Genomic DNA, 12,895 nt, shown 5'->3' with positions numbered 1-12,895 from the left:
TTTAGGGGATATATCCATGAGAGGTATACCATTCTCAGGGCAGTTCCAAATATGTGCCGACACGGAAGATACAGGGAACCATTTCTGGATGTGTCACAACCACAGAGCAAATCCGCATCACCCGGAGTGTGCACTACTGCACAGTGAAAGGCGGGAATATTTTGAGACTCCGGTTTTTGAAATCAAAATCAAAAAGGATTTTTCCTCGTACCATAGCAGAGATAGCACGTCGCAGAGAAAGCACGTCACTCTTTTTTGACATCCCCTTTCAGTGAACCAAGAAGTTCATCTCCATTCATCGACCCCACGATGTCCTCTTTGTGGTGATGGCGGAAGTAGAAGACGCCCATAATGGCGACAATGATGGAGCCTGCAAGGACAAACATCATGTCAAGCATGGTGTCATTCAGGCCGTTCTGCATCGGGCCGGCAAGGGATCCGCCAAGGAAGGTGTCCACCAGAAACTCATACATCTCCCAGAATGCCCCGAGGGCCACCCCGAATATAATCGTAAATCCTACGATGAAGGGGGTTGTGAGGGTCATATTCCAGTACCGGTCAAGGAAGATGACCCCTAAAAATCCGAGAAGGGCCACCGTCGTGCCGGAGACCAGGTGGGCGATTTTGTCATAATACGGGTAGAACATCTCATAGTAGCCCTGAATATAGCCAGCCGTGTGGAACCAGAGAGCAAGGGCAATCAAAAAGAAGACGAACCAGGGAAAACGGATGTTCATCCGATGGGCGATGAAGAAGGGAATCAGGGTTGCGATAAACATGATGAGGGCCGAGAAAAAACCCACAAGGTTTCCGGATATAAAGGCATAGATACAGTTCAGGCCGATGAGGGTCTGAAAAAAGTATGCCAGGTACATACCGTACTTCGTTTCCATGACTTCATATTGCCACCAATGGCTATAAATCCATCCTCTCAGATAAAATTGAGCTTTTTTTCAGAGAAAGCCCAATTTCACATCTGTTCATCAAAAATCAGTAAACAGCAGTAATTATAGGGATGACCGACTATCTCTGTGCAGATGCTTCCGACCATAGGTCTTACCCTGCCCCTTGAACTTTCCATCTACCTCTTTCTGGTGGCAACGATGTTCTCGATGGGGCTTGGCCTGACGATGCGTGAGATTGCAGCACCTCTCCGGCATCGCTGGCTGATAGGGGTTGCCCTTTTCATCAATCTCATCCTCATTCCCCTGGCCGGCATCTCTGTGGTCCGGATGCTTCCCATGGACATCGGGGTCGCAGCAGGCCTGCTCATCGTCGCCTGTGCCCCGGGTTCGACCATCGGTCCGAAACTCGCGGAGTTCTCCAAAGGCGATGTATCTCTTGCCATCAGCATCATGTTCTTTTTAAGTGTGCTTGCGATATTCACCACTCCCGTCACTCTCACCCTCATTCTCCCCGGGGCCATCACGGAGCAGATTGACTTTTTCTCTGTGATGACCACCCTTATCATCCTCATATTTCTGCCCATGGTCGCAGGTATGGCCATCAACTCCCGATGCAGGGCATGTGCCGACAGAATACGGAGGCCGGTGTTTATCTTCTCGAATCTCACGATCGTCATCTTCGGCATCATCTTCATCTGGGTACAGGTGACAGGCGAGGTCAGGTTCATCGATTCGTTCTACAGTGTTGGCATCGCCGCTACGGCGGCCGTCTTTATTCTGGTGGCATTCTCGATGGTCATCGGCTATCTTCTGGGCGGCCCGGAGAAACACAACCGGCAGGTGATTGCCACCAGTTCTGCCAACAGGAATCTCGGCGTATCCCTCCTCGTGGGGGCAAGCGCCCTCGCAGGCCACGGGGAGGCATTTCTTATCATCATTGTCTATGCAATCGTCCAGACGCTGGTATCCGGACTGACTGCCGTGAAATGGGGCCAGAAGGTGAGACGGGAGGAGAAGCGGAAGAGGAGAGAACGGATGCGAAATGAGGATGTGAATCAGGATTGAGCAATTTTAGCGCAATCATTCAGAATATTCAGGTTCAATAGCCCTGTTTTACCGCCCGCTCTCACCCGTCCGGCATACATATGACTCCTCCCCCCGACTCTGGGAATACGAAACCACCCAACCCTTATTTCCCCATCCCCACAAACACCATAGCAGATGCAGACCACCTGGACGTCGCCCACCCTCACCTTTTCATATATCAGGCTCGAAGACCTGGCCCCGATATCAGAGATGCTTGCAAAGGAGACGGTCTGCCGCTGGCTCTTCTTTGGCCCGAACACCCCGGAAGTGACCCAGGCCTATTTCCTCCCCTTTGTGGATGAGAACACTCTCGCACTCGCTGAGAACAGGATGCCCGGCCACTTTGTCTTCACGATCCGGAACCGGGAAACCGGGAGCTTCATCGGCCAGTGTGCGCTCCTTGCAGAGGATTTTTCTCCCGGGGCATACCTTGTCGGATACCAGATCGACGATCCCTTCTGGAACAGGGGCATCGGTTCGGAGGCGGTCACCTTCCTTGTCTGGTTTGCATTCCGTGTTGCAGGAGCCTACCGCCTTAACGCCGATACTGCCGCAGGAAACAGGGGCTCGGTGAGGGTCCTGGAGAAGGGGGGGTTTGTCCCTGAAGGATGCCAGCGAAAATACTGGTATGCAAGGGGAGGCTACCATGACCGCCTCCTCTTCGGCCTTCTCGCAGAAGAGATCGAAGAGGAGGTGCTTTGCACCCTCGACCGGCTCTTTTCCTGAAATCCACAAGGCATCGGATTTCCCTGAAAGACCGAATGGCGGACAGTATCCTGATTCGCGGGAGTCTGGCACACGCTTAAATATCACAACAGATACTACTCCGCAGGAGCGCGAATGATGAAATCCGGGGGGAATTTCAAATGGGGTGTGCTCACCATCATCTGCATGGCGGTCTTCATCATGGTCATCGACACGACCATCATGAATGTCTCAATCACAGCGCTTGTCCAGGATCTGAACACGACCGTGCCCATCATTCAGGCAATCATCGCGATATATGCTCTCGTGATGGCGTCGTTCATGCTCATCGGCGGCAAACTGCAGGACGTCCTCGGGCGGAAGAAGGCGTTTCTCATTGGTACTGGCATCTACGGTATCGGCACGTTCACCGCCTCAATGAGCTGGAACGCAACCATTCTTCTCATCGGCTGGGCCATCCTCGAGGGTCTGGGTGCGATTCTGATGATGCCTGCAACCACCACGTTTCTGACCAGCACCTACAGCGGGAGGGATCTTGCCTTCGCCTTCGGGATGTGGGGGGGCATCGGCGCCGCTGGTGCCGCGTTCGGGCCAATTCTCGGCGGATATCTCACCACATTCTACAGCTGGCGCTGGGCCTTCCGAATCGAGCTCGTGGTCGTCATCCTCATCCTCGTCTTATCATACCTCCTCACGGAGTCACGTCCCACCCTGAAGTGGCGTGATCTTGATGTCGTCGGCACTCTCCTCTCCTTTGCCGGACTCTTTGCCATTGTAATGGGCATCCTGCTCATGCGAAACTACGAGCTCTGGCAATACATCTCCACGCTGATCGGCGGGGGTCTGCTTATCATGGGTGTATTCTTTCTCTGGCAGAAACGGCGCAAAACCACAGGGCGCATACCCCTTGTAGACATCAGCATATTCCGCAACCGGAGCTTTGTCCTCGGCAACACCATTGGCGTTGTCCAGAACATCGCGTTCGCGGGCTTTCTCTTCATCATCCCGGTATTCTACCAGCAGGTGACCGGCATCAGCGCCTTTGAAACGGGCCTCCTCCTCCTCCCGATGTCGATTGCGGTCTTCATCTTCTCGATTGGCGGAGCCCGCCTTTCCGCATTCATCAGCCCGAAACATCTCCTCATTGCAGGCCTCCTATTGGGCATGGCAGGCTCGTTCATGCTCAGGGGCATCTTCGGGCTCGGGACCGGCACCACCGATTTCATACCCGGCTCCGTTGTCCTGGGAGTAGGCCTCGGAATTGTACTCTCGCAGGTCACAAACCTCACCCTTTCATCGGTACCGGACGAACACGCCACCGATGCCGCAGGCGTACTGAATACGCTTCGCCAGCTGGGCACCTCACTTGGCACCGCCATTATCGGAGTGATTCTGATCATCTTCATCTACGCGGGGATTGTTGACGAGGTCGAACAGCAGGCTGCGGTGGCCGGCATCCCCGCCGGGCAGCTGGCAACGGGGCTCCAGGGATGGGTAGATAAAATGCAGACCGGCAGTCCTGAAATCGCTGTCCCGGACACAGTTCTTGCACAGCTGGCTGATATCGCTGACACCGCCATCGGTGCAGGGATGCTCCACTGCTTTGATGCCATCACGCTCTTCTTCGGCATTGCACTTATTGCGAGCCTCTTTTTACCCCGGAAAACTCCTCCGCCAGAACATGACAAAAAGGTCTGAGAATGCAGGGCTGCAGAAAGCTCACATTCAGATGTAGGTGATGACGGGGCCGACAACCATTTCTCTGAACTTCTCCGTGAGTTACCCGCCCTCTGCACTGTCTCCATCAGACCATGCATGCTGAGGCATGAGCACGGGACTCTCATCACCGAAACGTTCGCTCAATCAGAATAAAAATGAAAAATAGCAGGATTCATCATTTGGCCAATACACTGACATCCATCACAGCAGGCGCAGATACTCCTCCCACCGTTCCAGTTCGGCACTAACCTGCAGATTATCCATCACACCCGCATTAAACACATAGAAGGTTGGCACAACCTCCATGCCGCAAAACTCAAACGTATTGTGCCAGAGGCTCATCAGATGATGATTAATATCGCCATGCGGCCCGTCCTCAGTGTAGAATTCCGGCGGAGACCCGGCCGTTGTTGATATCAGCGCCTTTTTACCGGCAAGCAGACCTTCACGGTAGAGTTTACCCTCTGCAAGATTCACCGCAAATCCCTGTGCAAAGACCCGGTCAATCCACCCCTTCAGGATGGCGGGCGTCGAACTCCACCAGATAGGAAACTGAAAGATCAGCAGATCCGCCCACTCAACCTTTTTCATCTCCGCCTGAATGTCGGGAGCCAGTGTGCCGTTTCTGACCCCTGCCACCTGTTCCCCCGGAACCGAGAAGAAATCCCTGTTGCAGGGGTGGAGAAAGTCATCCTGATCAAGGGCCGCCTTGAACTTCATCGCATACAGATCTGATACCTTCACCATGTGACCCATATCCTGCAGGACCGAAACTGCCTGGTCCTTCATGGCCGCATTAAACGATGCAGGATACGGATGGGCATAAATTATGAGAACATTCATTCACAACACCTCCATGTTCGGTATGTCCCCTTAACGAAACACAGGATGATGAAGGTTTCGCACGCAAAAACGCCATTTCATCACAAGAATTATTGCCGCATTCAATGCAGATACAGGTATGACTTCATCGTTCAGCGATCATATCCGTACCTGCCTCTTCTCCTTTGATCAGGGATTTGGCGAGTACAGGGACGAGTCCTTCAGGGACGCCTTTGGCTTCTACCTGACGCTTCTCTGTGCCTTCTCCCTGCTTCTTACCGTCGTGATTGCCGCCGGTCTTGCGGCGTTCGGCCCGGAGCTGGATATACCCAATGCCGCCCTCATCTTCATTATTCCGGGAGTGTTTTTGTTCTCTCTGGCGGGCGGAGTCATCTCTCTGTTTATCGGTGCCGCAATCACCCATATCTTCGTCCTCTTCTTCAAAGGAAGCGGCGGATACCTGGAAACCGTCCGGGCGTCATGCTACTCCATGGTTCCGACACTTCTCATCGGCTGGACCATTATCGGGGCGTTTGTCACCCCGTACTGGGGCATGGCGATTCAGGTCTTTGCCCTCCATGAATTCCATGGCATATCAAAGCTGGAGGCAGTTCTCGCCGTATTCATCCCGGTTGTGGTCTTTGTCGTACTCTATTATATGTTCATCATTGCTATGGTGTTCAGCTCAATGGTATTCATCCCGGGATAACCTTTTTCCCCAAAACCACTGCAGACCGATAGATTCTGATAACCCATGAGCAGGGCCCCCCACCATTCCTCCCCCCCTACCGGGCATCATCCACACCGGAAATGTCATTAGCAGCACAGAATTTGGAGATGACCATCGTGAAGAGATCGCCATATGCATCCCATTTAGCGAGACCAACGCCTTTTATCTTCAGGAACTCCTCCTTTGTCCGGGGATAGTGGACTGCCATCTCAATTAGCGACGGGTCGGTGAAGATCATATATTTCGGAATTCCGGCACGCCGTGCAACGTCATCCCTTTGTATCCTGAGGAGGGAAAAGAGGGACTGATTGAACCTGACGCCCGAGAGGTCCCGTTTCTGTGCACCATGCAATATTTTCCCGCTCAATTTTGGTTTACTGAGGAAAACCGGGGAATCCTTCTGCGCACGAAGATACTTCCACCCATCTTCCGTCAGGGAGAGAACAGGATATTTCCGGCCGGATCGTTTGATATACCCCTGAAAAATGAGGTCCTCAACCCACTCATTCGCCTGATTCTCTGAGACTTCCATAAGAGAACCAAATGATCCTGGTTTTTGCGAATGCGGACCTTCAAACTCTCTGCTCTTCTTACCACAGAGAATATTCACAATCCGTCTCTGCCCTATTTGTCCGTTGAATTCCCTGACACAGAGGAATATTTTTCGTGCATATGCCCCTGCATCAACTTTCCCGGTATCCTTTCGGCAGTTGTCGCACATTCCGCAGTTTGTTTCGGTGAATTTCTCACCAAAATAGTTCAGGAGAGTATGCCTCCTGCATACCGGGGATTCACAAAAACGGGTCAGAGTATAGATTTTCTGCTTCTGAACTTCTTTATACTCTTCACCGGCATCAGATTTGTTGATGAGCCAGAGTTGTTTTGCCAGATCGTCCCGGTCATAGAACAGAATACACTCACCGGGCATGCCATCCCTCCCCGCCCGTCCGGTCTCCTGATAGTATGATTCAATGTCTTTGGGCAGTTCATAATGCAGAACAAACCGGATATCGGGTTTATCGATACCCATCCCAAAGGCAACCGTCGCACAGATTACCCGTGTCTCATCCCTTACAAACGATTCCTGGGTTTTCCTCCGGATATCTTCCGGCAGGCCTGCATGGTACGGAAGAGATGAGTATCCTTCTCCCTGCAGATGAAGGGCGAGCTCCTCCGTGCTCTTCCGGGAAAAGCAGTAGATGATGCCTGACTCATCACGGTGGGCATCCAGATATTTTGTAATAGCCCGTTTCGGATTCCCGGATTCACGAATCTCATAAGAGAGATTTGTCCGGTTAAATGAGCCGACAAGCACACACGGGTTCTTCAGGTGCAGCTGCCGGACGATATCGTCTTTTACCTCACGGGTGGCGGTGGCCGTCACTGCGATGACCGGCACATCCGGCCAGGTATCTTTTATCATCCGGAGTTTCCGGTATTCCGGCCGGAAATCATGCCCCCAACGGGAGATGCAGTGGGCTTCATCCACCGCAACGAGGGAGAGCGGAAGGTCTTTGAGAAGTCTGATAAAGCGATCGCTGACAAACCGTTCGGGGGAGACATAGAGCAAATTGACCCTCCCGTCCCGGAGGGCCTGTTCGGTCGCCCTATTCTCATCGGGTGTGGATTCACTGTTTAATGTTGCTGCACGGATGCCTTTCTGCCTGAGATCATCGACCTGATCCTTCATCAGGGAGATTAAGGGAGAGACCACAACTCCCAGTTTTTTTTCGTGAACCGGGAGGATCTGGTAGCAGAGGGACTTCCCTCCCCCCGTCGCCTTCAATAAAAGGACATCCTGATTCAGATGAATAGCTGATATCGCCTCAGCCTGCTGGGGAAGAAACGAGGTGTATCCCCAGTAATCCCTGAGGGTATCATACAATGACATCGCAGTACCTGAATAGTGTTTTAGTGCCGGGAATTATATCAGATCGGATCCGATCTAATTTTAATCACGACCGAATCCTGAAAAATACTCCCCGAATACGCCATTTTGGTGCTCACCGGGGGGAAAGTCCCCTTCAGAACACAGGGATAAAATGCTGAATACCCAATCCAGTAAACCGACTCTTTTGTGAAAGGGCTGTCTGCCCAAAACATTCTTTTCATCCGGACGGTCATACAGGAACCCGAAGCACCCCGCGATCCGGTCTGGTGCGGCCGGAAGCCGGTGGGAGAAATAGCTTTTTGCCCCTCAAACCAAAACAGAACAGCAGGTGAAAAATTCCATGTCAACCGGATTTATTGATAACGTAAAAGGATTTCTTCTCGACCCTACACAGACACTGATTGCCCACCGGGATGAGAGCCTTGGGGACGCACTGCAATATTTCATCATCTTCCTCGTCATCTACGGGGTACTGACCGGACTTATGCTTGGACTTTTCATGGGCATGGTCGGAGGACTGGCAGGTGCCGAAGCCGGAATGGGGCCCATTGGGATAAGCGGACTCGCTGCATTGGGCACCCTCTGGATGGTCATTGCATCCATCGTATTCATCATCATCTTCGGCGTCATCGCGCTCTTCATCGGAGGCATCCTTCTCCATATCTTCGTCTGGATTGCCGGCGGGAGGAAGGGGCTCACCACCACCGTACGGGCCGTCATCTACTCTGTCACCCCGAACCTGCTTTTTGGCTGGATTCCCTTCATCGGCATCCTCGCCGGGTTCTGGTCACTTGCACTCGAAATTCTCGCAATAAAAGAACTGCACGAAATCTCCACTACACGGGCTTTTGTCGCAGTATTTCTGCCGGCAATCCTCATTGCGGTTCTTGCCTTCTTCTTCCTTGCGGCACTCGTGGCTGTCACTCCGGTCACCGCATATTATTAAAACAGAAATAAGCTGAGGAAAAACCTCAGCCCGGTTTTCCCGCCAGATGGAACGTTAACCTGATTTCCCTCTCATCTGAGGCATACACAATCCTGAATTATCCCTCTCCACCCACCGTTGCTGAACTCTTACCCGTCTCCCGCCCGCAGGGAGGCGCGGTGGAGCAGTTCAATCAGCAGGGCAATCTCCTGAGGGGGAGAAATCCCGGCGTCCTCCCAGAGGGGGGCCGTGCCAAACGTCTCCGGAGACTGGAATATCATAAGAGATGCCCCCTCGCCACAATACTCATCAATGCATCCGGCCACCATTTTTCGGATTTCATCGCTCAGATATCCGGGACATCCATTCTGATATGAGGGTTGTCCGGCACATAATGAATTGTCGTTCATTTTTATGAATACCCATTCATTATCCTACCTGATAAATATAACTGAACCTCAGTTCATTATTTCCATTCTAAGGGACAATACTTACTTCAGGAAGTCCAGATGCCGAAAGTGATGCCGGAATACAAAGATGAAGTGCGCCAGAAGATTCTCCGGGCTGCCTATCACGAGGCAACGGAGAACGGATATCTGTCTGTCAGAATGGAGGACATCGCCGCCCGTCTGGGCATCTCGAAGGGGACACTATACCTGTACTTCAAAAACAAGCATGAAATCACCCATGAAGTTCTGCAGTGCATCATCCGGCAGTTCAGTGAGGCCACCGCCCATGCACCGGATGAAGATCTCCAGACCTCAATCAGCAACATATACGAGAGAACCGTAAAGATCGTCATCATCGGAAGAAGAAATGTAATGATTGAATTCTTCTCACTTGCCAGCCAAAACCCGGAGATCGCAGATATGGTAACCGCCATGCGGACAGAACTTGGCAATGCCATTGAAGCATTTATTCGCGACCAGCAGAAGCGGGGAATCATCGACCCGTCACGTGATCCGGTCAGGTGCACACGGATGATTCAGGCAGTCTGCATGGGCGTGCAGAATCTTGCCACAACCGGTATCGAAGAACCGGAGATCCGGGAGATCTGGACAGAAGCAGTCCTTCGCATTCTCGGCATTGCGGATGCCGAAGAAAGCACCGAAGCAGAAAATACCTGAACGCATTCTCTTTGACAGGAGCGAAACGCACAGAGGAGGATCGGTCCCCATTATTTTAGCGTCGTTTTTTTATCGCATTCGCCTTAAAGAAGGAATAATACAACGTGCCGTCCGGCTCCTTTGTACGCCGGAGTGCGGCGATCCCCGCTTTCCAGCGAACAGGATCTGAAAGGCCGGCCCGGAACGCCGCCTCACGGGAGGCCTCCACCATTGCGATGAATATTTTTTCCGTGAACCCTTCCACCAGTTCGGGGTGGCCCGCATCCACGGATACGGGTGCGGGTGTCACGGTGACGCGGGAAAACCCGGCATCCGTGAGCATGGGGTAGAGGCGCCGCCCGATATTTCCGTCACCTCCGCTCTGGTGCTGGAGTTCGATCAGGCAGTCCACCACATGCCGGGCGGCCGGGCTTTCGGGATGGAAGATAACAGACCCGTGATCCCCCTCGATGACCGTCACCGACCCGCCCGGCCGCAGGGCACGATAAAGGTTTTTCAGCGCCGCCTACGGTTCGGGGATATGCTCGAGCACAAAACAGACAAAGATATGGTCCGCACTCTCCGGCGGCAGGTCGGTTGCTGCAAGATCGGCGTGGCGGAAGGTGACATTCGTGTAGCCGCAGGCCCGCACGCGCTCCTCGGCCTGCGCAAGATAGGTCTCTGAAATATCCACCGAGAGAATCTCTGCCTCCGAAAAACCGGTGGGCGAGGAACACTGTCTGCGCACCGACACCACATCCCGCCTCAAGAATCTGTGTGCCTGCCGGGAAATCCTCATCAGCATGAAGTATCTCTTCCAGTGCCTCTGACTGCTTCACGAGTCGTTCAGAGTCCTCTTTGCCATATCCATGGACATACTGGTGCTTTGTCATTCCAGCCCTGCTCCTGATTCACGTGTAGGAAAGTACTTTTGGATACTACTCTGTTCCCCCGGCATCCTTTCAATCTTCCTCCGGGTGCCACCAGATAGTGCACTATCTATTTACCATACCAGGATGATTAGGCCTCATACCACTCTTGGGGGAGTGGACCATATGGAGAAGAACAGGATATCATATCACGAGTCCGTCGTGCAGATGTACAAACGCCTGCAGGAAGACGGGATGAGCAATGTCTGGGACCGCTATGAAGCACAGGGATTCGGGAGTCCTGACACCCGATGCGCCTTCTGCACGGCTGGCGCACGCTGTGACCTCTGCTCAAACGGGCCCTGCCGGGCGGATGCAACGAAGGACAAACGGGGGGTCTGCGGTATCAGTGCAGATGCAATGGCGATGCGCATGATGCTTTTGCGCAATGTGATGGGGACCGCCACGTATCATTACCACACCGATAAAACGGTGAAAACACTCAGGGAAACTGCCAAAGGAAATACCTCATTTACCATTGCATCCCCGGAAAAACTCAGGAATTTCGCGGGACGCCTCGGGCTGTCGCCGGACGGGACCGAAGAAGAGGTGGCACTCCGGATCTGTGACATGGTGGAGAAAGACTTCTCCCGCCCGGTCACCGAACCCAGCGAAATTGTCCGCCTCCTGGCCCCGCCGGAACGGCAGGAGACTTGGGCAAAGCTCGGGATCTTTCCGGGCGGCGTCCATCCGGAGATCATGAATGCCACCGGTTCATGCCTCACGAATGTGGACAGTTCCTATGTGAGCCTCGCCCTCAAGGCGATGCGCCTCTCCGTTGCAATGGCATATCAGAGCCAGATCGTCTGCGAATACCTGCAGGATGTGCTCTTCGGGATTCCCGAACCTCACACCGTGAAGGTTGATCTGGGGGTGCTTGACCCGGATTACGTGAACATTCTCCCGAACGGCCATGAACCCTTCCTCGGGTTCGCTCTCATCGAGGCGGCACGCAATCCGGCATGGCAGAAGAAGGCACAGGATGCGGGGGCAAAAGGGATCCGCATCATCGCCAACATCGAGACCGGGCAGGAGATGATCCAGCGCTGGAAGACCGATGAGGTCTTCTGGGGCTATACCGGCAACTGGATCATGCAGGAGGCAGTCCTTGCAACAGGCACGGTGGATGTCTTTGTCGCGGATATGAACTGTTCCCTGCCCCTGGACCCGGTGTATGCCGAAAAATACCGGTTCCGCCTGCTGCCGGTCTCTGATCTGGTGGCCTTTGAGGGAATTGACGAACGCCTGAACTATGTGCCCGCAGAGGCACGGGAACAGGCGGAGAAGATTCTCGCCATGGGGATTGAAAACTATCCCGTCCGGCGGCGGGAGGTGACACCGGTCACCGGCCTTCCCACCCGCGAGGCGGTGGTCGGATTCTCCCCGGAGAGTATCACAGCAGCCCTCGGGGGGTCGCTTGACCCGCTCCTCAGTCTCATCAAAGACGGCACCATCCGGGGGATTGTGGGGCTGGTCTCCTGCACCACCCTGCGTGACTCCGGTCAGGATGTCCACTCGGTCGCAGTCGCGGAGGCGCTTATCAAACGGAACCTGCTCGTCCTCTCGATGGGCTGCGGCAACGCTGCGATGCAGGTTGCGGGACTCTGCTCTCCTGAGGCTGCGGCAAAGGCAGGCGGCGGGCTCCGGGGTGTCTGCGAGTCGCTGGGCATCCCGCCGGTCCTCTCATACGGGACCTGCACGGACACGGGCAGGTGTGCTGACCTGATTGCAACGGTATCTGACGCTCTCGGCGGGGTGCCGGTGGCCGACCTGCCCGTCGCTGCGGCGGCCCCTGAGTATATGGAGCAGAAGGCCACCATCGATGCCATCTTTGCACTGGCATTCGGCCTGTATACCTACGTCAACCCGATTCCCACGGTCACCGGCGGGCCGAACCTCGTGAAACTCCTGACAGAGGATCTGAAAGATGTCACAGGAGGCCTCCTCAGTGTCGAACCGGACGCAGAGAAGGCAGCTGACGGCATTCTTGCACATATCGAAGCGAACCGGACAAAACTGGGCATATAACCCGAACATATTCACTCACATACTCAAAATCCGCACTTTTTTTCTGTTG

13 protein-coding genes are annotated in these 12,895 nt (G+C 53.8%); 7 read left to right on the top strand and 6 right to left on the bottom strand.

Going from position 1 to position 12,895, the window contains the following annotated elements; translation table 11 throughout:
- Positions 1–245: 245 nt before the first annotated feature.
- On the bottom strand, positions 246–893 hold the full coding sequence (locus tag L1S32_RS10420) for a hypothetical protein (protein ID WP_278155035.1): 648 nt from the start codon (positions 891–893) through the stop codon (positions 246–248).
- 144 nt (positions 894–1,037) lie between these two features.
- Between L1S32_RS10420 and L1S32_RS10415 the strand changes: the two genes are divergently transcribed.
- From L1S32_RS10415 to L1S32_RS10405, 3 genes are all read left to right on the top strand, one after another.
- Positions 1,038–1,970, top strand: coding sequence for a bile acid:sodium symporter (locus tag L1S32_RS10415; RefSeq protein ID WP_278155034.1), 933 nt, complete (start codon positions 1,038–1,040; stop codon positions 1,968–1,970).
- A gap of 156 nt (positions 1,971–2,126) precedes the next feature.
- Positions 2,127–2,717 carry a GNAT family protein gene (locus L1S32_RS10410; protein ID WP_278155033.1) on the top strand — a complete coding sequence of 197 codons (591 nt, stop codon included), beginning with the start codon at positions 2,127–2,129 and terminating at the stop codon, positions 2,715–2,717.
- A gap of 114 nt (positions 2,718–2,831) precedes the next feature.
- The gene (locus L1S32_RS10405) at positions 2,832–4,394 is read left to right on the top strand and encodes an MFS transporter (protein WP_278155032.1); all 1,563 of its coding nucleotides are present in this window, start codon (positions 2,832–2,834) and stop codon (positions 4,392–4,394) included.
- A gap of 222 nt (positions 4,395–4,616) precedes the next feature.
- Here the strand turns inward: L1S32_RS10405 and L1S32_RS10400 are convergent, their stop codons facing one another.
- A complete protein-coding gene (locus L1S32_RS10400) occupies positions 4,617–5,258 on the bottom strand; it encodes an NAD(P)H-dependent oxidoreductase (protein ID WP_278155031.1) in 642 nt (213 codons plus the stop codon).
- Positions 5,259–5,376: 118 nt separating this feature from the next.
- On the opposite strand from L1S32_RS10400, the gene L1S32_RS10395 reads away from it, so the two are divergent.
- Positions 5,377–5,946: a YIP1 family protein gene (locus L1S32_RS10395; protein WP_278155030.1), complete on the top strand. Its 570-nt coding sequence runs from the start codon at positions 5,377–5,379 to the stop codon at positions 5,944–5,946.
- A gap of 76 nt (positions 5,947–6,022) precedes the next feature.
- Here the strand turns inward: L1S32_RS10395 and recQ are convergent, their stop codons facing one another.
- Positions 6,023–7,858, bottom strand: coding sequence for a DNA helicase RecQ (recQ, locus tag L1S32_RS10390; RefSeq protein WP_278155029.1), 1,836 nt, complete (start codon positions 7,856–7,858; stop codon positions 6,023–6,025).
- 340 nt (positions 7,859–8,198) lie between these two features.
- Between recQ and L1S32_RS10385 the strand changes: the two genes are divergently transcribed.
- Positions 8,199–8,804 (top strand): YIP1 family protein, encoded by a 606-nt coding sequence (locus L1S32_RS10385; RefSeq protein ID WP_278155028.1) that lies wholly within the window; start codon positions 8,199–8,201, stop codon positions 8,802–8,804.
- A 128-nt stretch (positions 8,805–8,932) separates the two neighbouring features.
- Here L1S32_RS10385 and L1S32_RS10380 read toward each other — a convergent pair whose 3' ends face one another.
- Positions 8,933–9,193: a hypothetical protein gene (locus tag L1S32_RS10380; protein WP_278155027.1), complete on the bottom strand. Its 261-nt coding sequence runs from the start codon at positions 9,191–9,193 to the stop codon at positions 8,933–8,935.
- Positions 9,194–9,292: 99 nt separating this feature from the next.
- On the opposite strand from L1S32_RS10380, the gene L1S32_RS10375 reads away from it, so the two are divergent.
- On the top strand, positions 9,293–9,910 hold the full coding sequence (locus L1S32_RS10375; RefSeq protein WP_278155026.1) for a TetR/AcrR family transcriptional regulator: 618 nt from the start codon (positions 9,293–9,295) through the stop codon (positions 9,908–9,910).
- A 55-nt stretch (positions 9,911–9,965) separates the two neighbouring features.
- Here L1S32_RS10375 and L1S32_RS10370 read toward each other — a convergent pair whose 3' ends face one another.
- On the bottom strand, positions 9,966–10,370 hold the full coding sequence (locus tag L1S32_RS10370; RefSeq protein WP_278155025.1) for a hypothetical protein: 405 nt from the start codon (positions 10,368–10,370) through the stop codon (positions 9,966–9,968).
- Positions 10,371–10,415: 45 nt separating this feature from the next.
- Positions 10,416–10,637 carry a class I SAM-dependent methyltransferase gene (locus L1S32_RS10365; protein ID WP_278155024.1) on the bottom strand — a complete coding sequence of 74 codons (222 nt, stop codon included), beginning with the start codon at positions 10,635–10,637 and terminating at the stop codon, positions 10,416–10,418.
- 307 nt (positions 10,638–10,944) lie between these two features.
- Here L1S32_RS10365 and cooS point away from each other — a divergent pair, with 307 nt between their 5' ends.
- Positions 10,945–12,846: an anaerobic carbon-monoxide dehydrogenase catalytic subunit gene (gene cooS / locus L1S32_RS10360; RefSeq protein WP_278155023.1), complete on the top strand. Its 1,902-nt coding sequence runs from the start codon at positions 10,945–10,947 to the stop codon at positions 12,844–12,846.
- The last annotated feature ends 49 nt before the right edge of the window (positions 12,847–12,895 follow it).

Origin of the sequence: Methanogenium sp. S4BF (genome assembly GCF_029633965.1) — an archaeon.
GTDB lineage: Archaea > Halobacteriota > Methanomicrobia > Methanomicrobiales > Methanomicrobiaceae > Methanogenium.
Note: the sequence above shows the minus strand (reverse complement) of the source record. Positions and strands in the feature narration are given on the sequence as shown.

Coding starts and splice junctions, on each gene's coding strand:
- L1S32_RS10405 (WP_278155032.1), top strand. CDS start 2,832: ATGATGAAATCCGGGGGGAATTTCAAATGGGGTGTGCTCACCATCATC.
- L1S32_RS10420 (WP_278155035.1), bottom strand. CDS start 893: ATGGAAACGAAGTACGGTATGTACCTGGCATACTTTTTTCAGACCCTC.
- L1S32_RS10410 (WP_278155033.1), top strand. CDS start 2,127: ATGCAGACCACCTGGACGTCGCCCACCCTCACCTTTTCATATATCAGG.
- L1S32_RS10395 (WP_278155030.1), top strand. CDS start 5,377: ATGACTTCATCGTTCAGCGATCATATCCGTACCTGCCTCTTCTCCTTT.
- L1S32_RS10385 (WP_278155028.1), top strand. CDS start 8,199: ATGTCAACCGGATTTATTGATAACGTAAAAGGATTTCTTCTCGACCCT.
- cooS (WP_278155023.1), top strand. CDS start 10,945: ATGGAGAAGAACAGGATATCATATCACGAGTCCGTCGTGCAGATGTAC.
- L1S32_RS10375 (WP_278155026.1), top strand. CDS start 9,293: ATGCCGAAAGTGATGCCGGAATACAAAGATGAAGTGCGCCAGAAGATT.
- L1S32_RS10400 (WP_278155031.1), bottom strand. CDS start 5,258: ATGAATGTTCTCATAATTTATGCCCATCCGTATCCTGCATCGTTTAAT.
- L1S32_RS10380 (WP_278155027.1), bottom strand. CDS start 9,193: ATGAACGACAATTCATTATGTGCCGGACAACCCTCATATCAGAATGGA.
- L1S32_RS10415 (WP_278155034.1), top strand. CDS start 1,038: ATGCTTCCGACCATAGGTCTTACCCTGCCCCTTGAACTTTCCATCTAC.
- recQ (WP_278155029.1), bottom strand. CDS start 7,858: ATGTCATTGTATGATACCCTCAGGGATTACTGGGGATACACCTCGTTT.